This window comes from Staphylococcus pseudoxylosus, assembly GCF_003697915.1.
Classification (GTDB): domain Bacteria; phylum Bacillota; class Bacilli; order Staphylococcales; family Staphylococcaceae; genus Staphylococcus; species Staphylococcus pseudoxylosus.
Genome location: NZ_RCVN01000004.1, coordinates 203,341 through 227,148 on the forward strand (window position 1 = coordinate 203,341; position 23,808 = coordinate 227,148).

The 23,808-nt window shown below is 29.6% G+C and carries 34 protein-coding genes, 1 other RNA gene and 2 pseudogenes; 14 read left to right on the forward strand and 23 right to left on the reverse strand.

Annotation, left to right across the window (positions count from 1 at the left end):
* Positions 1–33: 33 nt before the first annotated feature.
* From D9V42_RS05220 to vraX, 4 genes are all read left to right on the forward strand, one after another.
* Positions 34–996, forward strand: a complete 963-nt coding sequence (locus D9V42_RS05220; RefSeq protein ID WP_122063556.1) for an arsenic resistance protein — start codon at positions 34–36, stop codon at positions 994–996.
* 225 nt (positions 997–1,221) lie between these two features.
* A complete protein-coding gene (locus D9V42_RS15555; protein ID WP_017722411.1) occupies positions 1,222–1,350 on the forward strand; it encodes a hypothetical protein in 129 nt (42 codons plus the stop codon).
* 244 nt (positions 1,351–1,594) lie between these two features.
* On the forward strand, positions 1,595–1,771 hold the full coding sequence (locus D9V42_RS15260) for a hypothetical protein (RefSeq protein ID WP_167456085.1): 177 nt from the start codon (positions 1,595–1,597) through the stop codon (positions 1,769–1,771).
* 607 nt (positions 1,772–2,378) lie between these two features.
* Positions 2,379–2,543 (forward strand): C1q-binding complement inhibitor VraX, encoded by a 165-nt coding sequence (gene vraX / locus D9V42_RS15105; RefSeq protein ID WP_017722413.1) that lies wholly within the window; start codon positions 2,379–2,381, stop codon positions 2,541–2,543.
* A 264-nt stretch (positions 2,544–2,807) separates the two neighbouring features.
* On the opposite strand, the gene D9V42_RS05225 is transcribed toward vraX, so the two are convergent.
* Positions 2,808–3,248, reverse strand: a complete 441-nt coding sequence (locus D9V42_RS05225) for a GNAT family N-acetyltransferase (protein WP_107556319.1) — start codon at positions 3,246–3,248, stop codon at positions 2,808–2,810.
* Between the two features lie 200 nt (positions 3,249–3,448).
* Complete coding sequence (locus D9V42_RS05230) at positions 3,449–3,835, reverse strand: VOC family protein (protein WP_107556320.1); 387 nt, start codon at positions 3,833–3,835, stop codon at positions 3,449–3,451.
* Positions 3,836–4,077: 242 nt separating this feature from the next.
* Here D9V42_RS05230 and D9V42_RS05235 point away from each other — a divergent pair, with 242 nt between their 5' ends.
* Positions 4,078–4,278, forward strand: coding sequence for a helix-turn-helix domain-containing protein (locus D9V42_RS05235; protein WP_107556321.1), 201 nt, complete (start codon positions 4,078–4,080; stop codon positions 4,276–4,278).
* Positions 4,279–4,469: 191 nt separating this feature from the next.
* Here D9V42_RS05235 and D9V42_RS05240 read toward each other — a convergent pair whose 3' ends face one another.
* Together D9V42_RS05240 and D9V42_RS05245 are read right to left on the reverse strand one after the other, a co-directional pair.
* Entirely contained in the window at positions 4,470–4,652 is a 183-nt protein-coding gene (locus D9V42_RS05240; protein ID WP_107531758.1) for a hypothetical protein, read from the reverse strand.
* A 117-nt stretch (positions 4,653–4,769) separates the two neighbouring features.
* Positions 4,770–5,591, reverse strand: a complete 822-nt coding sequence (locus D9V42_RS05245; protein WP_122063559.1) for an alpha/beta hydrolase — start codon at positions 5,589–5,591, stop codon at positions 4,770–4,772.
* A gap of 293 nt (positions 5,592–5,884) precedes the next feature.
* Between D9V42_RS05245 and D9V42_RS05250 the strand changes: the two are divergent.
* Positions 5,885–6,277, forward strand: a pseudogene (locus tag D9V42_RS05250) (MepB family protein); the annotation flags it as partial.
* Between the two features lie 113 nt (positions 6,278–6,390).
* On the opposite strand, the gene D9V42_RS05255 reads toward D9V42_RS05250, so the two are convergent.
* Entirely contained in the window at positions 6,391–6,768 is a 378-nt protein-coding gene (locus D9V42_RS05255; protein WP_122063562.1) for a DUF1722 domain-containing protein, read from the reverse strand.
* 246 nt (positions 6,769–7,014) lie between these two features.
* On the opposite strand from D9V42_RS05255, the gene D9V42_RS05260 reads away from it, so the two are divergent.
* The 3 genes from D9V42_RS05260 to D9V42_RS15265 all read left to right on the forward strand — a co-directional run bounded on the left by D9V42_RS05260 (position 7,015) and on the right by D9V42_RS15265 (position 8,266).
* On the forward strand, positions 7,015–7,287 hold the full coding sequence (locus D9V42_RS05260; RefSeq protein ID WP_107556325.1) for a hypothetical protein: 273 nt from the start codon (positions 7,015–7,017) through the stop codon (positions 7,285–7,287).
* A gap of 347 nt (positions 7,288–7,634) precedes the next feature.
* Complete coding sequence (locus tag D9V42_RS05265; protein ID WP_122063565.1) at positions 7,635–7,817, forward strand: CsbD family protein; 183 nt, start codon at positions 7,635–7,637, stop codon at positions 7,815–7,817.
* 281 nt (positions 7,818–8,098) lie between these two features.
* Complete coding sequence (locus D9V42_RS15265; RefSeq protein ID WP_167456086.1) at positions 8,099–8,266, forward strand: hypothetical protein; 168 nt, start codon at positions 8,099–8,101, stop codon at positions 8,264–8,266.
* A 116-nt stretch (positions 8,267–8,382) separates the two neighbouring features.
* Here D9V42_RS15265 and D9V42_RS05270 read toward each other — a convergent pair whose 3' ends face one another.
* From D9V42_RS05270 to D9V42_RS05280, 3 genes are all read right to left on the reverse strand, one after another.
* A complete protein-coding gene (locus tag D9V42_RS05270; RefSeq protein WP_107556417.1) occupies positions 8,383–8,721 on the reverse strand; it encodes an ArsR/SmtB family transcription factor in 339 nt (112 codons plus the stop codon).
* A 13-nt stretch (positions 8,722–8,734) separates the two neighbouring features.
* On the reverse strand, positions 8,735–9,355 hold the full coding sequence (locus D9V42_RS05275) for a CadD family cadmium resistance transporter (protein WP_197715147.1): 621 nt from the start codon (positions 9,353–9,355) through the stop codon (positions 8,735–8,737).
* A 315-nt stretch (positions 9,356–9,670) separates the two neighbouring features.
* A complete protein-coding gene (locus D9V42_RS05280) occupies positions 9,671–10,207 on the reverse strand; it encodes a CHAP domain-containing protein (protein ID WP_122063571.1) in 537 nt (178 codons plus the stop codon).
* 114 nt (positions 10,208–10,321) lie between these two features.
* Between D9V42_RS05280 and D9V42_RS05285 the strand changes: the two genes are divergently transcribed.
* Positions 10,322–10,813, forward strand: coding sequence for a P-loop nucleotide/nucleoside kinase family protein (locus D9V42_RS05285; protein ID WP_107556401.1), 492 nt, complete (start codon positions 10,322–10,324; stop codon positions 10,811–10,813).
* A gap of 99 nt (positions 10,814–10,912) precedes the next feature.
* On the opposite strand, the gene D9V42_RS05290 is transcribed toward D9V42_RS05285, so the two are convergent.
* On the reverse strand, positions 10,913–11,284 hold the full coding sequence (locus D9V42_RS05290; RefSeq protein ID WP_107556400.1) for a VOC family protein: 372 nt from the start codon (positions 11,282–11,284) through the stop codon (positions 10,913–10,915).
* Between the two features lie 351 nt (positions 11,285–11,635).
* On the opposite strand from D9V42_RS05290, the gene D9V42_RS15110 reads away from it, so the two are divergent.
* Positions 11,636–11,794, forward strand: a complete 159-nt coding sequence (locus D9V42_RS15110) for a hypothetical protein (protein ID WP_158593178.1) — start codon at positions 11,636–11,638, stop codon at positions 11,792–11,794.
* Positions 11,795–11,845: 51 nt separating this feature from the next.
* Positions 11,846–12,019, forward strand: a complete 174-nt coding sequence (locus D9V42_RS15270) for a hypothetical protein (protein WP_167456087.1) — start codon at positions 11,846–11,848, stop codon at positions 12,017–12,019.
* 309 nt (positions 12,020–12,328) lie between these two features.
* Here D9V42_RS15270 and D9V42_RS05295 read toward each other — a convergent pair whose 3' ends face one another.
* The gene (locus tag D9V42_RS05295) at positions 12,329–12,712 is read right to left on the reverse strand and encodes a YxeA family protein (RefSeq protein ID WP_107556421.1); all 384 of its coding nucleotides are present in this window, start codon (positions 12,710–12,712) and stop codon (positions 12,329–12,331) included.
* Between the two features lie 702 nt (positions 12,713–13,414).
* On the opposite strand from D9V42_RS05295, the pseudogene D9V42_RS05300 reads away from it, so the two are divergent.
* Positions 13,415–14,074 (forward strand): annotated as a pseudogene (locus D9V42_RS05300) (HAD family hydrolase).
* A gap of 206 nt (positions 14,075–14,280) precedes the next feature.
* Here the strand turns inward: D9V42_RS05300 and D9V42_RS05305 are convergent.
* Both D9V42_RS05305 and D9V42_RS05310 read right to left on the reverse strand, forming a co-directional pair.
* Complete coding sequence (locus tag D9V42_RS05305) at positions 14,281–14,490, reverse strand: hypothetical protein (protein ID WP_107555820.1); 210 nt, start codon at positions 14,488–14,490, stop codon at positions 14,281–14,283.
* Positions 14,491–14,571: 81 nt separating this feature from the next.
* Complete coding sequence (locus tag D9V42_RS05310; protein ID WP_107555819.1) at positions 14,572–15,060, reverse strand: DinB family protein; 489 nt, start codon at positions 15,058–15,060, stop codon at positions 14,572–14,574.
* Between the two features lie 436 nt (positions 15,061–15,496).
* Between D9V42_RS05310 and D9V42_RS05315 the strand changes: the two genes are divergently transcribed.
* Positions 15,497–16,087 carry a hypothetical protein gene (locus D9V42_RS05315; protein ID WP_122063573.1) on the forward strand — a complete coding sequence of 197 codons (591 nt, stop codon included), beginning with the start codon at positions 15,497–15,499 and terminating at the stop codon, positions 16,085–16,087.
* Between the two features lie 658 nt (positions 16,088–16,745).
* Here D9V42_RS05315 and D9V42_RS05325 read toward each other — a convergent pair.
* The 11 genes from D9V42_RS05325 to D9V42_RS05360 form a co-directional block, all read right to left on the reverse strand.
* A complete protein-coding gene (locus D9V42_RS05325) occupies positions 16,746–17,234 on the reverse strand; it encodes a hypothetical protein (RefSeq protein WP_122063576.1) in 489 nt (162 codons plus the stop codon).
* Positions 17,235–17,237: 3 nt separating this feature from the next.
* Positions 17,238–17,411: a hypothetical protein gene (locus D9V42_RS15115; protein WP_158593179.1), complete on the reverse strand. Its 174-nt coding sequence runs from the start codon at positions 17,409–17,411 to the stop codon at positions 17,238–17,240.
* A gap of 368 nt (positions 17,412–17,779) precedes the next feature.
* Positions 17,780–17,884 (reverse strand): sigma factor-like helix-turn-helix DNA-binding protein, encoded by a 105-nt coding sequence (locus D9V42_RS15735; RefSeq protein WP_483009891.1) that lies wholly within the window; start codon positions 17,882–17,884, stop codon positions 17,780–17,782.
* Between the two features lie 36 nt (positions 17,885–17,920).
* Positions 17,921–18,115 carry a hypothetical protein gene (locus D9V42_RS15425; protein ID WP_233665183.1) on the reverse strand — a complete coding sequence of 65 codons (195 nt, stop codon included), beginning with the start codon at positions 18,113–18,115 and terminating at the stop codon, positions 17,921–17,923.
* Positions 18,116–18,131: 16 nt separating this feature from the next.
* Positions 18,132–18,266, reverse strand: coding sequence for a hypothetical protein (locus D9V42_RS15560; protein WP_267920585.1), 135 nt, complete (start codon positions 18,264–18,266; stop codon positions 18,132–18,134).
* Between the two features lie 86 nt (positions 18,267–18,352).
* Positions 18,353–18,713, reverse strand: a transfer-messenger RNA (tmRNA) gene (gene ssrA / locus D9V42_RS05335).
* A gap of 129 nt (positions 18,714–18,842) precedes the next feature.
* On the reverse strand, positions 18,843–19,307 hold the full coding sequence (gene smpB, locus D9V42_RS05340) for an SsrA-binding protein SmpB (RefSeq protein ID WP_017722470.1): 465 nt from the start codon (positions 19,305–19,307) through the stop codon (positions 18,843–18,845).
* A gap of 22 nt (positions 19,308–19,329) precedes the next feature.
* Positions 19,330–21,717 (reverse strand): ribonuclease R, encoded by a 2,388-nt coding sequence (rnr, locus tag D9V42_RS05345; protein ID WP_122063579.1) that lies wholly within the window; start codon positions 21,715–21,717, stop codon positions 19,330–19,332.
* 35 nt (positions 21,718–21,752) lie between these two features.
* Entirely contained in the window at positions 21,753–22,493 is a 741-nt protein-coding gene (locus D9V42_RS05350; RefSeq protein WP_107555814.1) for an alpha/beta hydrolase, read from the reverse strand.
* A gap of 133 nt (positions 22,494–22,626) precedes the next feature.
* Positions 22,627–22,860: a preprotein translocase subunit SecG gene (gene secG / locus D9V42_RS05355; protein ID WP_017722473.1), complete on the reverse strand. Its 234-nt coding sequence runs from the start codon at positions 22,858–22,860 to the stop codon at positions 22,627–22,629.
* A gap of 68 nt (positions 22,861–22,928) precedes the next feature.
* Entirely contained in the window at positions 22,929–23,390 is a 462-nt protein-coding gene (locus D9V42_RS05360) for a hypothetical protein (RefSeq protein ID WP_122063581.1), read from the reverse strand.
* Positions 23,391–23,808: the final 418 nt, after the last annotated feature.

Sequence of the window (23,808 nt, forward strand, 5' to 3'; positions counted from 1 at the left end):
GGATTTATTTTTATATTTTAAAGAGAGGTAACTATGCAACATTTAAAAACTAAAATTGAAAATTACCAAATCTACATATATTTTACCGTTATATTACTTGCTATAATTACAGGATTAACATCAGATCATATAACTCAATTACTTGAATCAGTCATACCTTTCTTTATTGGAATTTTAATGTTTAGTATGTTTTCACAGATTCCTTTTTTTGAATTACGCAAAAACATGCTAAATGGCAAATTTATGACAGCCCTCATTTTATCAAATTTCATACTTATCCCTATCTTCGTATATGGTTTAATTCAGTTATTCAATATTACTTCCCCTGCTATATTGATAGGTTTAATGCTCGTATTGTTAACACCCTGTATTGATTATGTAATTGTCTTCACCTCGCTAGGCAAAGGCAACACACAATATATGTTGATTTCTACACCTATTTTATTTATTTTACAAATCATCTTATTGCCCTTGTACTTTGTTATCTTTAATAGCGAAAACGCCTTTTCTTTCAGAGATTTAGCACCATTTATTCAATCATTTATCATTTTTATCGTTCTTCCCTTTATGATTGCTGCATTACTACAATATTTTAGCAAACATGCTTTGACTTTTGAAAAAACGTTAAAATTTACTGGATGGCTTCCAGAAATTTTTATGTCTTTTGTACTTTTTGCAGTCATTGGATCTCAAATACATAAAATCACTCATGATTTAAGCATCGTCGTTACTGTTATCCCAATCTATATCATATTTATGATTATCGCTCCTTTTATTGGATATCTATCAGGAAAACTATTCGCATTAGAAACTGCGACTTTAAGAACATTAGCCTTTAGTTCAAGTACAAGAAACGCTTTGGTTGTATTACCTTTAGCCCTTTCCTTACCAGATAGCTGGGTAACGATTACAACCACTGTGATTATCACACAAACGTTGGTTGAATTAGTAGGAGAGATCTTTTATATAAAAATCATACCTAGATTAATCAAATGAAGTTTTCTGTAGAATCTTTAAACCTATACATCCCAGGGTAGGTATAAAAAAAGTTTTTTATTTATTAACAATTACATATCATGCAACTAAAACATTTGCTATAATAGATATCAATCGTAAAATATTACCTTTTGGTTTAAAATCTTCGTATAAGTTAATATTTTGATACGTTTGGATATGAATTCATTATGTTTTATATTGAAATTAAACTAAGGAGTGGATGTTTTGAAGAAATTTATTTTAGTTTTATTAGGGGTATTAGGCACAGCATTTTTAATCAAACCATTATTAACAGTTGTAGTCGATGACGAAGACGAAAGTGTTGATGAGGACCGAACAAACGAACAATTTTAAACTCAACGATTTATAAATTACAATAAGTAAATTATGAATATATTCAAAAGCGCCGACAAACTCTTAAGATTTTGTTGGTTTTTTTATTTTGCTTATTTTAAACACAATTCAAATATTGTTATTTTGTGTAATTTTACTATAAAATAGATATATAGTTTTCTTTCCTAATGATTTTGTATTCCATTAATTCACTAAACCTTTAAGCGCTCTATACATGAGAAATTTCTAAATTTGAGGTGATTTTATGCAAATACTAAGAAAAGTGACTGACAATGACAATCTGTTATATTATGTAAAAACTGACCTAGGTTTAATTATTAAAATTAAAGCCAATCCCTCTTTAAATAAAGCCGAAACAAAACAAATGCTAATTGATGTAGCAAATGAAATGGATGATAAATTGAGGAGTAATATTGAATAAATAACAGACTTCATATGCGAGCATTTAATGACTGCTTATGTCTAATACTTCCCCCATTATCTAATTTTATTTCTATAAACGATTCACTTCTTAAAGAATTAATATCATAAGATACTCAGATTAACTGTGGAAGCAACTATCATTAACGATGCTTTCACAGTTTTTATAATGTTATTAAAGCATCACTTCAAAATTTCTTAGATATTAAATTACATAAAAAAGCGCCACCCTTAAGAATGGCGCAAATCTCGAAAATATAATCCACACTAGAGTTTGGAGGACTTCTTGTGCTTATTAATATCTACCCCATAGTAATTTAATAAAAACATAAATAACTAAATTAATATTAAATTTCTTAGATTTATTTATTATTGATATACATTCATTTCCATCTCTTTAATAATATATAATTTGCTGTTTAAGAAAAAAATTAAATGAATTCAATCATACTGTTGGAAAACAAATTAATAAAAAGTTATCCTATATATAAAGCATTAAATGAAATGAGTGATTAAATAAGCGTTATTCGTAGTAATAATTTACAACGCATTTTTATTTAGTTAGGTAGTAGATTAAATAGAAATGTTTCAATAAAAAGGGTGATGAAATGGAAGTACTACGTAAAGTTTATAAGGACGATGAACCAGTCTATCATGTAAAGACTGACAAAGGATCAGTTATAAGAATTAAAGGTTCTGATGAATTAACTGACCAAGAAACTGAAGAACTATTAACACTAGTGTCTCAAGATATTGATAAAATGAAAAAATAAACAACTACATTTTATAAACTACTACAAAATGTATAGTGTAGAAACTTATTAGGTGCATGTTTAAAGAAAGGGGCAATTAAACAATCAACACCTGCATAAGTTAAAAATTCATTAACAGTAATTATATACTGAGATAAACACTTAATAATATGTTTCGAATATATAATTTTGAGCGTATTAACACATACGAAATGCGTGAATATGAAACCTAAACATTGTTTTAGATTTCGACTTCACGCATTTTCATTTTATATTATCAGGTTATTAACGATCTAAATACATTTGAAAGGTTATATGAGGAATATTGTCTTCTAAGTAAACATCTGAGACACTTTCAAAGCCAAATGACTCGTAAAATGCTTTAAGGTATGCTTGACCAGATATTCGAACCTGCGTTTGCTTATAGCTTTCTTTAATCTTATTTAACGTTGCTTTCACAATTTTTCTACCATAATTAGATTTTCTATATTTTTCTACTACTAGCACTCTACCAAAAGTAATATAAGACGGATGTTCTATAATACGACTATATGCAACGATTTCTTCTCCGTTTTTAAGCATTACATGTAAAGTATTTAAATCAAATTCATCTACTTCTTGATACGTACAATTTTGCTCAACTATGAATACATTGATTCTAGTTTGGAAAACTTTAACCAATTCTATATTCGACATTTCTTTTGTGTGCTTAACAACTAATTCCATCCTATATTCCTCCAATAAATAAAAAAGTACCAGATTTATCCCATCCTCTTAAAACGAGCGCACATAGCATAAATCTAGCACTGTCGACAAAATTAATCCATCTAATAACAAACAATATATTTAATTCTTATTCGGGCTGAAATCATATAGCATAAGATTATTTGCACTTTTCATGATGACTTTAATTAAAAGTTTATATTTTATTGTTCAACAATTTGAATTAAATTACCACATGTATCATCAAATATAGCATATTTCACACCTTCAACCTCTTTAGGTCTTGTATGAAATTTGACTCCTTTATTTAACAATACTTCATGTTCTTTCTCCAAGTTATCTACACCAAACATGGTTACTGGTATACCCGCTTCATATAAACCGTCTTGATAGTTTTTGGCTATCGGACTTTCATTAGGTTCCAAAACGATTTCAACTGGGTTATTGGAATTATCTTCAGTAACTGTTAACCATCTAAATCCGCCCCCCATTTCAATATTATGCTTTAATTTAAATCCTAATTTTTCGGTATAAAATTGTTGTGCTTCATCTTGATTATTAACAAAAATACTCATAGCAATTATTTTCATTATAAATCTCCTTCTTCTTAATTTATTTATTTTATACATATTCCCAAACCAGATAATTTTGACACATCGCTACAATTAACTATTTAATTTACACATTTCTATACCAAGATAAAAATACATGTAAACATACAATTTTTTATTTAATTTACTTAAATAAAAAAACATAAATTTTGTAATAATAGTACCCATATATTACAATTGAAAGTGGTATTCGTATTATCTATTTATAGGAGTGAACGATTGTGAAAATTCTTAACGAATTACGCGAGAAATCTAATTTAAGTATATCCAAACTAGCTATTAATTTGAATCATGGCTATGGGACAGATATCAGAAATTGCCAAATATGGGACTGGGAAAATGGCTATCGCACAATTTCAGAAAAAGATGCAGCAATGCTAGCAGACTATTTTAATGTTTCAGGAGAAACATTTACTTCATAATTGCATTAAACGGAATGTAATATAAATTAAGGGACAATAAATTGTTAATAAGGCTATGACATAGCAAATGTCATAGCCTTTCATCATGTAAGTGATATTATCAAACAACTTTAATAACAGGCTCTAATTACTAAAAGTAACTATATCTATCAATTACACTTAAATTCATATCATTACAATTTTTTAACTATTTATTTTTTATAGACAATCGTAATAAAGTAATCAACGCCTTCAATACTATTTGTTACAGATGGTGTGACACTCACTAATTCCCAGTGTTGCTTCTCATCTACATATTGTAAGAATTCGTTAACACGTTCATCAAATTCTTCAAAACTTTCTTCATATTGCATGTGTAATGTTTTTATCTTCATTATTATCTTTCCTTTCAACCATTTTTCCTTAACCAATTGTAAATCTTTATTTTTTTCATAACAAACATGACGATGCTTGCTTAGTTTGGTTAAACACTTTTATTGTAAGGATACTTTTTAAATTTTAGAAATACGTATTTCATTATCTAGCCAATCAACAATTTCTTTGAAAATACTTAAATTATAAGACGGTTCATTAAATATCTCATGTTGTAATCTATCATAAATATGAATAGATTTATGTTCAGATTCTATTTCTTGGTACAATTGTAGTGAATCATGGTAACTTACTAATCCATCTTCTTTACCATGTAATATCAATATATTGTTAGTAAAGCGCTCCGCGTTATTTTTCAAATATGTGATGCCATCTAATAATGTACGAATCAGACCCATAGATATCTGTTTGGCGTTTAATTGGTCAATTTGATATTTTCTAATAACTTCAGTATCAGAACATACACCATCCCCTAATTCATTTTTAATATAAGTGTCTGATGAAATGCTTGGATCAGGATTACCAAATAACTTATTATTATACCTTGTTAATGCACCCGATGTAACTACACCATCTACAGTACCAGGATAAATCGTTTCAAATAAAGTTACTGTATAACCGCCCATGCTATGTCCAATTAGATATACTTTCCCTTCGAAAGTAGTTTTTACGTATTCAATTATAGCTGTTAAACCTTCTACAATTTCATACATATTACTGTAATAAGTTTGTGCGCCTCCAGACCTACCATGTCCTCTTTGGTCGTATCTTATGACATTAAAGTTATTTTCATTTAAATATGCCGTTAAAATATCGTAACGATCTAAATGTTCGGCTAATCCATGTACTATAATAATGTTTGCCTTCGCTCCTGGAGCATCATTAATTTTAGTATACAATTTCGTATTATCTAATGAATTTAAATATTTAATATAATGCATCTTGTTCACCCCTTGATTTATAAATTCTTATACTCGCCATTATGTCTACCCTTATTGTATCAATTTACACTTATCTTTTTACGTAATGACTTTCTTGTTTATTGTAAATATTAATTGAATTTCACTCCTGAAAATAGTTATACAGTAATGAATTTGGTATACTCAAAATAATCAAAACTCAATGAAGAAGGTACATTATGTATAAATCAATAGACTTTATAAGCTCCATATTTAAATCTGCGAATACTATTAATCTTAAAAATTAGGAAACAGAATTTTTTAACGAGGCGTATGAGAGTTGCACTTTTCAAGCTAACAATCAAAATTTCAGAAGTAGAATTGCTAAAAAAACACCAAATAAACCAGGCTATTTTGTAGTATTTTGGACTAAAGATAACAATAATAAAAACAGGCCTTTTACATATAATGAATCATGTGACAAATTAATTATTACAGTAATTGATGGCAGTCACAAAGGGTTATTTATATTTCCAAGAGACGTGTTAGCTAAACAGAATATTATAGCTAACGGAGCAAAAAAAGGAAAAATGGCAATGAGACTTTATCCAACTTGGGAACACAAATTAAATCAAACTGCAATTAAAACCCAAAGGTGGCAATCAAATCATTTTATTGATTTAACTGATAATATTGACAAACCTTTATTATATAAATTGTTAAGTTGAAAATTTAACTAGCCTATTTAGAAACTATTGAATACTATAAAAATATAACTTCCTAGATTCTCTATGCTTCATCTTTTGGATGACAAAAACTTAACTATAACCTGTACATTACGTCAGTTTAATTTTTGTATTATTGTTGAATTTTTAATGTAGTTTACATCATAATAATTTGCCATGCTTTTTAAAAATTGTAATAGATATATTTCATCAACTTCTTCTTTTTTAAATGCTTCTTTTAAATAGTTATGTAAACTTTTTTCTGATGAACTACACTTTCTTTTAAAATAACCCCACATATGATCATATGCGTTAATTATTGACCCAGTACTTGGTGTAGTACTTAGTGCTTCATTAATTAAAGTTTCAATTTCTTCTATCGTTGGATCATATTTCAACTGTTCTCTAATCATTTTATATTTATTTTGATCGTGCCATAAAACCTCATATTTATGTTGTTTCCATAACTGCTCGATTTGATATTGTCCACTCATTGTAATGTATCCTTTTTAACTCTCCTACTAAAAATATATTTTAATTGGAGAACCTATTTTTAATGAAATATATTGCTATTATCTGTATAGATATTATTACCTTAATTTCATTTTTACAAACCAGAACAACATCTATATTGTTGAAATTACAGGTAGAGGTATAAAAACTAAAAATATAGTTAATACTAGGCTCCTACAACTTTTAAATTACAGTTAATGATATGCTTGTATGGGAGCGTGATATAAATGTCAAAATATATATTATCTTATAATTTAAATTCCATTTCATACGGATATGAAAAATTACCTGCACAATTAAACTCTTTAGGTAATGCACTATATATTTATAGTGGTTTGTGGTTTTTGCAAAGCGACTTAGACAAAAACACAATCTGTGAAAGCATCAAAACATCTTTTAATGCAACTGATGATTTTCTAATTTTTGAAATTGAACAAAGCCCTTTAGGTACATTAAACGCACAAAAATATTCTGAAATTCAAAAAATACTAGATGCATAAAATCATAATTTATTTAGATAATATCTAATATTTCTCAATAATACATCTTATACAGTTTTACTACTCAAAAATGCGTTTATAGCACATATTGAATGATTGTCACTCTCTTGCTTAGGAGGAATACTTTTTAATTCATAATCTCCTTTTCCACAGCGAACAATGAATTTTCCATTAAAGTAACATATGATTGCTCACCATCACTTTTTCTCAATCTTATAAAATTTGTTAGTACTGCCATACGCAATCCCTTTTAAATATAGCAAGTTATATACATTTTGATTGTTTTAAATTATATTATTTTATATATTATTTATAGAATCATCTAAAATATTTTTGAGGTGAATAACATGGCAGACGAAAGTAAATTTGAACAAGTTAAGGGAAACATAAAAGAGACAGCAGGCAATGTTATGGATAATAAAGCATTAGAAAAAGAAGGTAAAGAAGATAAAGCTTCTGGTAAAGCTAAAGAAGTAACCGAAAACGTTAAAGACAAAATCAATGGCGTTATCGATAAATTAAATAAGTAATAATAATTTTTGTAAGATCACAATTCTAATTATTGTGGTCTTCTTTATGGCTACATTTACAACAATTCATTACATAGGTCTAAACAGATTTCTTTAAAATTAAACCTTATCAGTCTACATATAAACATAGTACACTTTATAGTTGCAAAAGCGTTTATATGTAGTACAATTAAACAAAACATACTATTTCTATAGGAATATTAGTTTTATAGTTAAATAGTGGCTTTATTTAAACGTATATACTCAAACTAAATTTTTAAAAGCTATTTTAAGGGGACATTATGAAAATTATTAAATATGAAATTGGTAGTATAGACATTAGTTACACAGTCAAGACATATAAAGGTCATGTATTTACGCATGCTTTTCCTAAAGATACACCGTCAGATAATGTTCAACGTTATTTGATGCTATTATCAAATACTGTGGATGAAAGAAAAATTAAATAAACACTTTTAACTTGTATAATAAAGGAGTGAATCGACCACTTATTAAAACAATTCGTTGGCTGGCACACTCCTTTATGCTTATTCATGGTACTTTCTAATTTATTAGTTACCTAACATTATAAATTATCCATAAAAAATGTTTTTATTTGTTCATCTTTTATAAAGTAATAAGACATTTTTCCTTCTTTGTATTTATCAAGTACCCCTTTTTTATATAATAATCTTAAATGATGTGATGTAGTTGCAATACTCATATTTAATAATACAGATATATCACATACACACATTTCACTTTCTTTTAATAACCCAAGTATAATTTTAACTTTAGTCTCATCAGAAATCTTGCTAAAAATACTTAATAGCGACTGAGGTGCAGCTTCTTCAATGAAATTCTGTGCGTTTTCAATTTTCTGTTCATGCACACACTGCACTTCACAAATATAATCATTAGCCATCTCTTCCACTTCCTTAATTTATAATTAAATTATAAATAGTTTGTATTGTCTCATTTTCAATTATAATGAATAATCCTAACCCTATGTATATGACAGCCATAATCCAACGGTTAAATCGTTCAATTACTTCACCTATACCTGGGATTTTTGATAAAAGTTGTGCTGAAAATACTAATACCAAAATTAAAATAATAAATATGATTAATGTAGTTATCAGCTCTACTGTATTTAAAGTTACAAAGTATGGCACAAATAAACCAACATTGTCTGCGCCACAACTAGCTATGGTAACAATTGCAACCATACCAACCAACTTACTTAGGCCTTTTTCATCTAATTCTCTTTTAGCTCTCTCCTCACCTTCACAATCACCAGAAATAGCTACACGAACCCCTAAATAAATGGGGATTATACCTAATAATCCTAAAATCCATTTTTCAGGAACATAGTTTAATACAAATGCTAAAAATAAACTTATTAAAATTAATGCTAATGAACCTACATATTGGCCAATATAAATATCTCGATATTCTTTTTTTGTATTAGCTCTAGCAAAAAATATTAATAAAATAACTAATAAATCTACCGCTGTAGCTGTGTACAAAATAATTGCTGTCATAATAGTTTGTAGCATAACACACCTCATTCAAAAATACTTTTGAATGTATTGTATAATATTCAACATCATAATTAAATAGAAAATCCACAAACTACTATATAATTTGTTTTTTTATACTCCAACAATAACGCCACAATATTCAGTTAAGAATCAAAAAATACGGGACATCAATCTAATTTAAAAAATAAGATTTTAATGCCCCGTCAAAATAAAAATCACATCTCATTCTGTAAAATTATAGAATTTACAGTAAAATGCTTACGTATTTAAAAACTGAAATTGAAGATGATGTTTCAGTTTTTGACTTATTATTAATTTTTAATTATTCATTTATTTACTGTAATGTGGTCGAATAAATACCAATTCTGATTCATAATCATGAACAACCTTATGCGCAACCTCGGTTTTATCCTCACCGCCGCCTTCCCAATTTTGGTCTAAGGACTGAAATTGAAGATAATTACCATCATAGTTGCCGTTAGTTACAATCGCAGTATGACCCGCACCTTCACCATAATTTTCATTAAACACCACAATATCGCCTGCAGTTGCTTTGAAATCAGGCGTATTTTCATAAACTGTCGCTTCACCTATAAAATTATTTTCTTTTGGGATATCTTTTGCATAATCACCCTTTAATCCATGACCATATAAATAGTCCCACTGTTCATTTACAAGATCAAAGCATTGCCATCCATATTCCGAATCATAATCCCAACCTTGACCGTTTAAAGTTTCAACATGATTAATTGCATCTTGTTGTGTTGCATTTGTAGCAGCTGAAGCATTACTAGATTGATTTATTACAAATATGTATAATGTTGCCATCATTAAAAACGTACTGATTTTTAAAATATACTTAAACATACAAAGCCCCTTTGTTTATTATAATTATGATGTACCTTTAATTTTCACTATAACTTATTTCATTAATTCTTTATACTAAAACTATTGTCACAAAACATAAACGGAGGTAACAAAATGGCATATTTTGCTACATTATATTTTTTCACTGGTAAAATGGGTGCTGGTAAATCAACAACTGCTAAAAAAATAGCTAAAGATAAAAATGCCGTACTATTATCAGAAGATGAAATACTTGAACAATTTTATCCAAAACAAATAAAGACATTTGATGATTACTTAACTTATTCAAATCGTATTAAACCTTTTATTAAAAATCACGTTCAAAATTTATTAAGCGTTGGTACAAATGTGGTTATGGATTTTCCAGGAAACACTCAAAAACAACGCAAGTGGCTTAGCAATATTCCTTCAGAAATCCATGTTAGCCACAAACTCATTTATCTAAATATATCAGTCGAAACATGTTTAGAAAGGTTAAAACAGCGAAATATTGAAAATCCTGAAAGAGCTCATTTTGACACACAAGAAACGTTTAATTATGTAAACCAGTTTTTTGAAGTACCTAAAGAATCTGAAGGACTAAATATATTAGAAATAACGCAATAATCATTCACAAACATTTTCACATAAAATTAAAGAGCACTTCTTATGATTTTAAAACTTCATAAATAGTGCTCTTTTTTCTATCACTTTGTACAACTCTATTTAGTCACTCACTGCGAAATAATTGCCTTGACCATCTTGAAAATTAAACACCCTTGTACCTGACATTTCAATTATGTCATGACCAGTTAACCCTTTTTCTTTTAATTTTTCATACAAAGCATCAAGATCCTTTTCTTTGAACATTAGAGAGGGTGTTGTAACACTTACTTCAGGACTATATTTTTCCATAAACTCTTTTTCAATAATTGAAATAGATGTTTCAACATTATGATTTGGTGCCACCTCTATTGCTTTAAAACCTTCTGCCATTTCTTCTTCGGAAACTACAACAAACCCTAAAATATCGGTCCAAAATTCAACTGATTTCGCTTGATCATCCACATATAACATCACTTGATTTAACTTTTCCATTTAAAAATCCCCTCACTTGTTTTATGTATACTTACCCTTTATATTATCGTTAAGAAACATCATTAATAAATATTACTTCAAATGACTGATATATCAAAAAATATTAAGTAGTTAACATCTAGTTTCTATTTAATTATAAGTAATTATATTGTAAAATATAAGATTTCGTTATCACAAAACTTATTTATATATAGTGCAATTAACTAATATAATTATTTTACGTATGTATGCAGAATAATCCATATGAGTGTTATTAATAAATTTTAGCATTTGGGGGTATATAAAAATTTATTAGCACAAAATTAAGGAAATTCGAAAGATCCTTAAAATTTTATTTAAAGGAGCATATTTATGGAGATTGTAGATTTTAGTTATGATCACGAAAATTATACTTACATTGTAAAGACGATGTCAGGTGTCTTATTTTCTCATTCAGTACACAAAGATATGCCACCTAACAAAGTTACTTCTGAATTACTTCAAAGAGAAAGACAAATTGAACAACAATAACTAACTTATTACATTTAGCAAAAACGGGAAATCAAACTTAAGGGAGTTAATATGAAAATATTAAATTATAGTATAGAACACGATGTTTTTAGCGAACTTGTTACTATTGTGGCAGAAACAGCAAAAGGGAAACAATTTAGTTTTACTTTTGCAGATAGTCACACACTTAAAGAAGTCAAAGTTAAATTGGAAGAACTTGCTGATGCATTAGACAACAATAAATAATTTAAAACACTTGAAGCATAACGATACTATCAATTATTTAACTTATGAGAGATAGCATATTAATCACTGCCATAAACAAGGCAGTGATTTTTTTATGTAATTCTAGCAAATACTTATATAATTTCTTTAGACAGAAATATCCTATCCATACTTATATTTACAATTGATAAGTGAAAAATCCAGCACGTATCCTTTTTATGAAATGAATACCTAGTTTTTCGTTACATAACCATCATTTCACGCTTCTAATCAAAATCATTAACATACAAAAATGTTAAAAACCTCACCAATAATGATGAGGTTTAGACATTATAGTTTAATTTTTGCTTTCCTAGGTATATCTTTTTCTTTCACTTCAGTATAGCCTTTAACTTCTCCAACTTTATAATCTAATTCTAAATAATGATTGGTCTTTAATTTTTTAATAGCTGTGTAAGTAATCTCTTTTTCATTACCGTCCTTATCATATGCTTTATTTGTATATTCATATTGTTTAGTACCTTTACCAGAATCTTTTACACTTCTAGGCTCATTAGTCTGTATATAATATTTTTCACTTGTAATTAAAGGATTTAAATTAGCAAGATTTCTAACGTTTTTACTATCTGTATGTGATTCAGCATATAGCTTCCAAAAGAATAATGCCAAAATTATTACCACTATAAATATAAATATCTTAAAAATTATTTTCATTATTTAAACCTCCTAAATTTTAATTCAATACTAACATTTCATTATGATTGAATCGTTCGAAAATCCTTACAAAATATCACTCACATGTGACAATATTGAAAGAAATGCACTATTGAATTGCTAATAGTAGTTTCTTTAGTTATAGATTCTCTTTACTAACAATTCAAATGGCAATTTTTAAAATTTAAAACTTTAATAATTTTGACCATAATATTTTAATTTTAGAGAATCAACAACTAATAATTAATACATGGATTTCTTCCATAGACTATAATTAACAAACCGCCCATATACATAATTGGGTGGTTTATTTAATAATGAATATTTATTTTAAAAGCTTATCTTTTAAATGTATTGCTGCAACAATAATTATTCCATTTGAGATTCCTACCAATATACCGCCTAGTGGATTATCTAAATAATTGAAGATAACGTATGAAATACTAAACATTAAAATTAGAGATATTACTACAATTAAAAAGTTCTCATAGAGCTCCCTTCATAAACGAAAATTAATTGAAATCCTATTACTAAATTATTGAACTTTCTTGACTTAACTAAAGTACATTTATTATTTTGTAATATCCTCATGAATAGTATACTGCATTTCAATAGTTGAATATCCAAGATACTTTGCACTTTAATTATATAGTAACATTGATTTAATTTATTAAATATTCTTAAACCAGTGGGAGGCTTTTTATGATAAAAGTAATTTTATTTGATTTAGATGGAACAATTTTAGATAGAGAAAGCTCATTAAATAATTTTATTGATGACCAGTATGACAAATTCATTAATTACTTAAAACATATTGAAATGATTACTTTCAAAAATAAATTCATAGAATTAGATAAAAATGGATACGTTTGGAAAGATAAAGTTTATGCACAATTAATAGACTATTTTAATATTAATCACTTAACACCTGATGTTTTTCTTAATGACTATACAACTAACTTCTGGAAAAATTGTTTACCTTATCCCAATTTATATAAAACTTTAAAGATACTTACCGCAAATAATTACAAGTTAGGTATCGTAACTAATGGTAAATTCCCATTCCAATATAATAATATTAAATCTTTAAAATCGAAGAATATATGGACATAATTTTAGTATCTGAAAAAAAAAGTTAAAAAACCTAACCCCGTTATTTTTGAAAGAGCTGCTAAGCAATTAGGAGTAAAATTAAATGAATGTATTTTTATAGGTGATAGTTTAGAAAATGATTATACAGCATCTAAGTCAGCTGGAATGTATCCGATATATAAAGCAAACAATGATCAAAATTCAATTAATACAATACCAACAATCCAAGATTTATCTGAAATACCTAGTATTATTAACACCTACAACTAACTAGTTGATAATTAAAAATACTTAGTTCTAGCTTCCAACAATAAAATATTTATACAAATGAATATCTTTACTTTTATTTATTATTTGATCTATAAATATAAGATATACTCTCGATGTTTTATTCAAAAGAAAAAGCCTATGATAATTTAATCGTAGGCTTTTCTTATATTTACATTTTCTGTTTCTCTTAGCTATTATTTTAGAAGTTAATTTCCATATGGTTCAATTAATGTAACATAATTTAAATTAACAGCTTTTTCAAATGGCTCTATAATTACTAGAATATTCTCATTAGATAATGTTTCGTCTATTTCACTTACAGTAATACTTCCACTCTTGTTATTATCATGTATATAGAGGAATACACCATTGTTTTTATCATTATTCAAATAATGTTTAATGACATCTAGGCCCATAATTCGTCTCCTATTCTTTATCGTAATTTTACAGAATATTAATTTCAGTATAACTACGCATTTTTTATAAATTTCAAATACTTAAATGCTTAAACGTAATACATCTGTATTGTTAGGCGTATAACCAAGCATACGAAGCATTGTAACAATTTGTCCTTTGTGATGATATTCGTGTGTAATTGAATGGAATAATAGCTGACGTATTGTTTTTTCGATGAACTGATCGTCCTGCTTCCATAATGCCTTTTTATGAATACGATTATCCAATATGTTACTTTCTCTATCCAAAATTTCTTCAACATATTTATCCGCTTCTAAAAAGTATTGCTTTATATCATTTATATCTAACGTTGTGATTTCTTCATTTGTAAATAGTGGCCTTTTAGTTTTCTCAAGAACGAATGAACCTAACCATGCATGGTAACATCCAGCTATATGAACTAATGACTTTTTAATACTTTGAAAGCCAAAGTCAAATTCTTTAGAAACTTCATATTCATTTAAATTACTGCATTGTTCTAATAAAATCTCCCTATTTTGTCTAACCCATTTATACTCAGCATACTCCATTGACTTCCCCCCATTTTCTTATTCACTGAATATTCTAACATATACAAGTTGAGCAAACATTACTCTCACTTTAACCTTAAGTTACATAAAACATATTACCTGTGTAACATTATAATTGCTAATCGCTCAAAAATTAAAACTCAGTACCTATTCGTCTAATTGAAGAAATAACTTAATTTTGTGCACTTTAACTCAATATATAATATACATTCGAATAACTATATCCTCTTAATGATGTATCTAGAATTTATTTATGTATAGCTATTTTCCTGTTCAACAAACTATTTTATCTATAACTAAAATGAAATTTCAAATTTTTCCATGTGATAAGTATTCAGACACATAAATTATTTGACTATAACTTTTTGTTATCACTTTTACCATTTAAGTGTAGTACAATTAAGTTATAAATTTATTTTTCAAGGGGGATGTATACATGAAAAAAGTCTTATTTTTATTATTAGCTAGTTTTCTAGCATTAGCAGCATGTGGTAGCAGTGAAGAAAGTAACTCTGATGACAAGAAGGAAACAAAATCATCAAATGAAGAGACTAAGAAAGATGATAAGAAGTCTAATGATGATAAAAAAACTGATGACATAAAAGTTAAACCTGAAGAACAAGTAGCAACACAAGATGCAACTACACAAACACAGGAACAAATAAACAACGAGGAACAACAACTTATTCAATCACAGGAACAAACACCTACACAACAAGAACCTACTGAACAAGAGAAGATGGAAACTAGCGCAAAAGTAGCTAAAGAACATGGGTTTACTGGTATTCCTAATGGGGATGCTGGCATGTTAGATGAAAATTACTCCCCCGAAGATGATTCAGAACAAACTTATGATTATGACAATAACGGAGTAGAACGTACGCCTAGTGAACAAAAAGCACATGAAGATTGGGTTAATGGACAAGATGAGTGGATGAATGCTAGCGAATCTGAAAGAGAAGAAATCAGAAAAGCTGATGCAGAAAAATATGGATATGAATATGATCCAAGTGATTATGAACATTAATCTTCAAGGGAACTCTTATGTGTCCTTTTTATTTTATCTCCACAATATCTTTCAAATGACTTTATTCAAATCCAATTTCTTCATATAAATGTAGTGTTTGTGTGTGAACATCTACTTTATGAATGTAACTTCTTTAGTTTTAATATATTCATCTACAAAATAACGTAATTCAATTGGTGGTGGCTTAATGACAGTTTATCAATCTTACTTAGGTCTTGTATGTATAGTTCTAGTTGTTTATATTGTTCGAGCAGTGTTTTAACCGCTTGCCACTTAACCATACCCCGACCTTGTGGTATACGTGTATTAAGATACACTCTAGGTGTTTTACGATAATCAGCTTCATATTTATATTCATCTGGTGAGTCTGAATTTATTACTTTTATATCTGCACCTCACGAATATAACAGATCATTTGTTCTTGTATGTAAATAAAAAAATAACCACCCAGTGATATGTGTGGGTGGTTTAAAGAGCCCCACATATACTTATTGGTATACTAGGACTCTTATAATGATCATTATGTATGGCGGTTTCGAGCGCTACCCGTCAGCAACAGTCACGCCAACCAATATCCGCAGAACATGGCGACCTCCGATGTGGAATTTTGATGAGCGCTAAGGTTCTTCGTACACACCTTATATCATGATTTTAATAATTAAGTTGAACTACGAATCACCGATTTATTACCTATTTTCTTAGTATGTGCTTTATTAGAATAAAAAGTATAGTTTACCTTATATGTAGGTCTTAGTTTGGGGCTTTTCTTATCTTTATAGGCTTGAGCGCTATAATAAACTTTTTTTGAACCCGTCTGATAAAATAAATTTGCTATATTTGTTATCCATTTAGCTGCCGTAGGAACTTTAGTTATAGCACCTATTGTTATAGCAAGTGACCCTACAGTCAGTTTTTTAGCAGTATTATTCCCACTGTACGAACTCCCGTATTTTACCCAGTTTCTCTTCTTGCTAGCTTCTTGCACTATTTCTCCGTTTTCAGGCTCAGGTTCAGTATTTTTAATAATTTCTTTAATTGTACTAGGGTTGCCCTTATCAATTACTTCTTTTGCCTCAATAGCTTGAGGGGTAAAGGTAGCTATTAAAAAACCTAACACTAAACTACATACAAACATTTTTCTTTTCATAAACTATCTCCTCTCCTTTTTCTTTTTAACTACTAAGTCTAAATATATTATTCCTATTATAAAAATTAAATAAATTATTATAAATGCATTTAGACCTATCTTATCAAAAATAAATAATCCTAAAGTTACTATGGCAACAAGCCATAGTATAACCCTTAATAAGTTGTTTGTTCTCATATACAACCCTCCATGATTGTTCATTCATTATATTTTCTCCCGAAATTAATAATAACAAAATATTATATATTTTCAATTAATATTTAAATTAACTACAAAAGTCCCTCTTAAAAACGCTTATTTTTTGTAGCATATTCTCAATAATATAAACTAAAATAGGGCAAGCACATAAGTGCCTGTCCATAATATAATCACGTGATGTACTTATTGTAACTCTTTTATTATATTTAATTTTACCGAATAATTCTTTCATATTTAATACGTTCTTGTTTTATCGGTGATTCTAGCAATTGCACAGTATAATGAAACTCTTCACTAAATATAGAAGGTAACCACGTATAATACAGATAAATTCTATTACCTACTACTTAAGATAGTTTACTCAACAATCCGTCAAATATTTGTTTCACTCTACCATCAGTTACATAAAGCACATCCCCAATTTCTTTGTATGAATAACCTTCACTTAACAACCAAAATATATAATGCTCTTTATCTGACCCAACTTGTTATACAATCGACTCTAATTTATTATAAAGTATCACGTCTTCTATATTATTATCGTCATAAAAGTCTGTATCCACTTGATTATTAAGTTCAAAGAAATTACCTAAATCATTATTACATTCATTTACATCATCATTTTTTTGTACACTATGATAGTTAAGTATAAATCTCTTTAATGTAGCTTTATCATAATTCATATATTTATCACAATCCTCACACTACAGTTGCTTTTCTATGCTTCTTAGCACTATTATTACGGTCAGAATACTTTAATTCATATAAATCTTTTTGTAGTTTGTCAATCGTCTCATAAGCCTTTATACGTCCATTAGAATGCATAAAATCCATTACTTCATTTTGCTTCTGTTTTGTATCAAATCAATGTGCACTCAAAAATAAAAAGCCTATGACCAATTCAGTCATAGGCTTTCCTTATATGGAGACGGCGGGATTCGAACCCGCGTCCAGAGGTTCTGATACTAGCACTTCTACGTGCGTAGTCTATCAATAGGTTTCGCATAATGGGAGGTGATAGACATCCGTCATTATGCTAGTTTGATTCATCTCTTCTAGGCAGACTTCAAACGGCAGTGCCTAGCGTATCCTACTATAGGTTGAATCGCGTTAACGGTACATAGGAGATACCGTTAGGCGATGCAGAGTGCTATTACGCAGCTACTGCGAAATTATTGTTTTCTTTGCCAGTTATTATAACTGTGTGTGTTGGTGACGGAGACAACCCTCCGACACGCTTAACTAGCTCATGGAACCCCTGTCGAATCCAAAAACGCCCCCAGAATAATATTAAATGTACTTTCTGCTGACTTCATAATTACTTTATAACAACTATATAGTAACTACTAAGCTTTTTCAGAAAGCACATATTATATTACCAAAGATTATCATCTTTGGCAATATATCCGCTTAATAACGGGCTTTCATCTCTCTAGCTACATCACGTTGTACTGCTTTTTCTTTTAAAGCTTGGCGTTTGTCATATTTCTTCTTACCTCGAGCAACACCTAATAAGACTTTGCAGTGACCGTGTTTGAGATAGAGCTTCAATGGAACAATTGAATAACCAACTTCACGTGTACGTTCACCTAGTTTTATAATTTCACGTTTGTGCAATAATAGCTTACGTGAACGACGTGGGTCATGGTTAAATCGGTTACCTTCTTCATATGGTGCAATATGCATATTATTTAAATACATTTCACCACGATTGACTTGTGCGTAACTATCTTTAAGATTGGCACTTCCCCGGCGAATCGATTTAATTTCTGTTCCTTGTAACACAATGCCCGCTTCAATCGTATCTTCAATATTATAATCATGTCTTGCTTTACGATTTTCTGCTAGTGTTCCTGGTGATTTTTTCTTTGGCATTGAGTTTCACCTCTTTGTTGAGTTATTTTTTCTTCTTGCGCGCTTTATTTTTCACTTTTTTATCTTTGTAAAATGGTTTATGTTTCGTATTACCTTGTTCTTGTTTCCCATTATTGCGTTTGTTTTTACCTTTACGTTGTTTCTGTTTCGTGCGATTACCTTTACTGTTTCCATCATCTTTTGATTTGTCTGATGATTTACCACGCGGATTAGCTTGAATCGTCTTACCACGAGAAGGTCTTTGGCCACGTTCATTTTTAGGTAATGGCATACCTACAATTTGGAAATCAATCATACGTTCGTCGACGTCAACATTGATTACTTTGATTTCTACAGGATCACCTATACGGAATACTTTAGCTTGGCGTTCACCAATCATAGCCATTTGACGTTCATCAAAATGATAATAGTCATCTGTCATGTTAGATACATGTACCATACCTTCAATTGTATTTGGCAATTCAATAAACATACCAAAGTTCGCAACTGAACTAATGATACCTTCGAACGTTTCACCAATATGTTGTACCATATATTCGGCTTTCTTCAGTTCATCCGTGTCACGTTCAGCTTCTATCGCTCTACGTTCTCTTTGTGACGTATGTTCAGCAATTTCAGGCAGCGCTTCTTCCCATTTATTTTTTTCTTTTCTATCCATAGACTGTTCTACAATGTACTTGCGAATTAATCTATGCACAATTAAATCAGGATATCTACGTATCGGTGATGTGAAATGGGTATAATACTCTGCTGATAAACCAAAGTGACCCAAGTTCACATCATCATAACGTGCTTGTTGCATTGAACGTAACATCATCGTTGAAATAACCATTTGTTCTGGTTGCCCTTCAACTTCTTGTTGGATCTTCTGTAAAGTGGATGGGTGAATATCTTCGCCTGTCCCTTTGATCATTAAACCAAAATTAGTTACAAAGTCAAAGAATTGACGTAGACGTTCTGATTTAGGTTGCTCATGGACACGATAAATAAATGGTACTTCTAAGCGATCAAAATGTTCAGCAATTGTTTCATTAGCAGCTAACATAAATGATTCGATGAGGCGTTCGCCTTCGCCACGTTTTCTTAATTGAACGTCAGTTGGGATACCTTCCTCATTGACAAGTACTTTGGCTTCATCAATATCAAAGTCAATTTCACCACGGCGTTTTCTCATATTAATTAAACGTTGCGACAAGTCTTGTGCTAAGTCAAGCATCGGTGTAACTTCGCTATATTTATTACGAGTTTCTGCATTTTGATCCGTTATAATTTCATTTACTTCATCATAAGTCATACGATAATTTGAATGAATTACACTATCAAAAATTTCATGTCTAACAACTTCACCACGCTCGTTAAGTTCCATTTGACAACTTAAGGTCAATCTATCTACTTTAGGATTTAATGAACAGATACCGTTACTTAAACGGTGTGGAATCATTGGAATTACACGGTCAACTAAATACACACTTGTTGCACGGCTATAGGCTTCTTCATTTAACGCTGAACCTTCAGTTACATAGTAACTTACATCTGCAATGCTTACTGTTAGTTGTGTATTACCGTTACTTAATCTTTTAACACTAATGGCATCATCTAAATCTTTCGCATCTGCGCCATCGATAGTAATTGTCAATTCATCACGTAAGTCGTGGCGACCTGCAATTTCTGATGGTTCGATATGATCTGGCACTGCCTCAGCCTCTGCTAAAACATTATCAGGAAATTCAATCTCGATTCCATGTTGATAAATGATTGATAGGATATCTACACCTGGATCATTCTTGTGTCCTAAAATTGCTGAAACGATACCTTCTGGATTATCTGTACCATCAGCATATTTCGTAATTTGTACGAGCACTTTGTGACCGTCAACAGCTCCAAGGTTTTGACCTTTTGGAATAAAGATATCTTGCATAATTCGTTTATCGTCTGGTAACACAAAACCGAAATGACGTGCTTCACTATAGGTACCTACCACTTGAGTGACCGAATGTGTTTCTATAGTTTTAACTTCGCCTTCAACTTTCCCTTTATGATCCCCTTTAGATTGATGTACTTCAACTAGGACTGTATCACCGTCCATAGCTCTGTTTATCTTCGTAGGTGGGATAAAGATATCATCCATGTCCTCTACTTCTGGACGTAAGAATGCAAAGCCTTTTTTATTTTGGCTAAGTTTACCTTTTATCAATTTTGGTTGTTTTGACTTTTGTGATTCCTTGCGCTGATATCTATCTGTTTTTGTACGTTGAATTAAACCTGTTTGTTCTAATTCAACAAGCACCTTAATTAAGTCTCTAAATGAGTCGGCACTATTTAAACCTAATGCATCTTGAAAATCAGACACAGACATTGGTTCATAATCTGGTTGTTTTATAATTTCTTCAATGGATTGCTTTAAATTCATTATGCCCCTCCTTTCTATTTTTAAATATTTATATTTTAATTAGACCAATCTAATGATTCTAAGAAATTATAGACATCTTCGAATACTAATTCTTTCTCTTTGTCTATCGTAATGACATGTCCTGAATTTGCATACCATTTAATATCTTTATCATCAGATTCGCTCTCATTGTATATAATGTTTGCAGAATCTGTATTGATCATTTGATCTTGCTCTGCTTGAATAACCAATAACGGATCCATCACTTCATCAATGTGTTCTCTTACATCTTCAATTTGACCTTGCAATTCTTTTAAAGTATCTGTTGGTTTGAAATGATCCATTTCTTTTTGAATTGTGGCTTCATCTTTTCCTTCATACTTTTTAAAATTACGGGCATATTCTAAAACCCCTTCAAACATAGCGCCCTCAGTCTTAATATACATAGGAGAGCACATAGTTACAATACCCTTTACATCTCTGTTTAAGCTTAATTTTAAAGCATAGCAGCCACCAAGTGACAAACCAGCTACAACAATTTCATCATAACCTTTATCTACTAAAAAGTCATAACCATCTAAGGCATCTTTAAACCATACAAAAGGGCTAGATTTTAAAATCTCTTCAGGTGGTGCTGCATGTCCTTCATATTGTGGTGCGTAAGATGTATAACCTTTTTTCTGTAAGAATCGACCTAATTGTCTTACATCTGAGGAATTTCCTGTAAAACCATGCAATAACAACACTGCTCTATTCCCTTCTTCAAAAAAGAATGGCTCTGGAAGTTTCATCTGCATTGTATTCAATCCTTTCGTTTATGCTTTTAATTACAATATCACTATATTTATCTATACTTGAATATTTCACTATACATTTAAACTCAACATATCTATTATAAATAAAAAAGCCCGACTTTAACATTGTCGGACCTTATAAACCAAAATAACTTATGCCTAACATTAACAAGAAGAAAATGATAGACAATACAATTGTTAATCTATGCAAGAATAAATCAATACCGCGTTGCTTTTGTTTACCAAATAACTGTTCGGCGCCACCACTGATTGCACCTGATAGTCCATTACTTTTACCTTCTTGGAGTAACACAACAGTTACTAATGCAATACAATCTAAAATCAAAAGTACTATTATTAATGTATGCATGAAAATTGTCCTCCATTCATCATATACGAAACGCATTATATCATACGTTCGTTACCTTTAGCAAACTTCTATCTATTGAACGTACTCTTACGTACTATTGAAACGATTAACATGTATACGCCGAGTACAAATGATATTACTAATACTAATGTTAGTGGTAATAAGTTTAAACTTGATTTCACATCTAATATTGCGTGATAAACTGCACCAATATTAATTATATTATACAAAATTTGTGATGCGAATACCGCAAACATGAACCACCATAAATAGCTATGTCTATTCCAAATTGCAAAGATACCTGCTAAGTTCGCTAAGATATACATAATCCCAGTAAACTGAAAACTATTTTTAATTGTGCCAACAGCATTTTTTGATGTTTTTTGTCCACTATTAGATAGCAATTGTTTTATTACACTATCATCTAACACTAAAAATAAATGTACGGCATAAAGTATAGCAATAATTAATGAACTATATGCAATCAAATGTGCTGTCTTAATTTCTTTTGACTTTGGTTTTACATCCATAATGAGTTGATACTCCTTCTATAATTTACACTTACAATTATATCAGTTTCATAGTGAAAGATGAACAATTTAAGTAAATAAGTAAACTAAAGTCATATGCTCTAGTAATACTTTTTATTTTTGATATTAACTATAAACTAGGGAGTGGGACAGAAATCTAATTTGTTTTTAAATGATTTCGTCGTCCCACCCCGGCAAGGATGACTAGGATTGAAATGAATAATGATTTTATTGGAACTCAAGCTCATACTTTAAAAGCATTTACTCAATACACTATTAAAGATCATTTTTATTTTCAATCCAGTCAGCTACTGCCCTTTTAACAATTACGACTTGAATCAAGTACACGCTTCCACTGTTTACAATAGCTTTGCTATTGCATAAGTCCTACTAAGCTCAATTTTCAATTGAGCAAGTA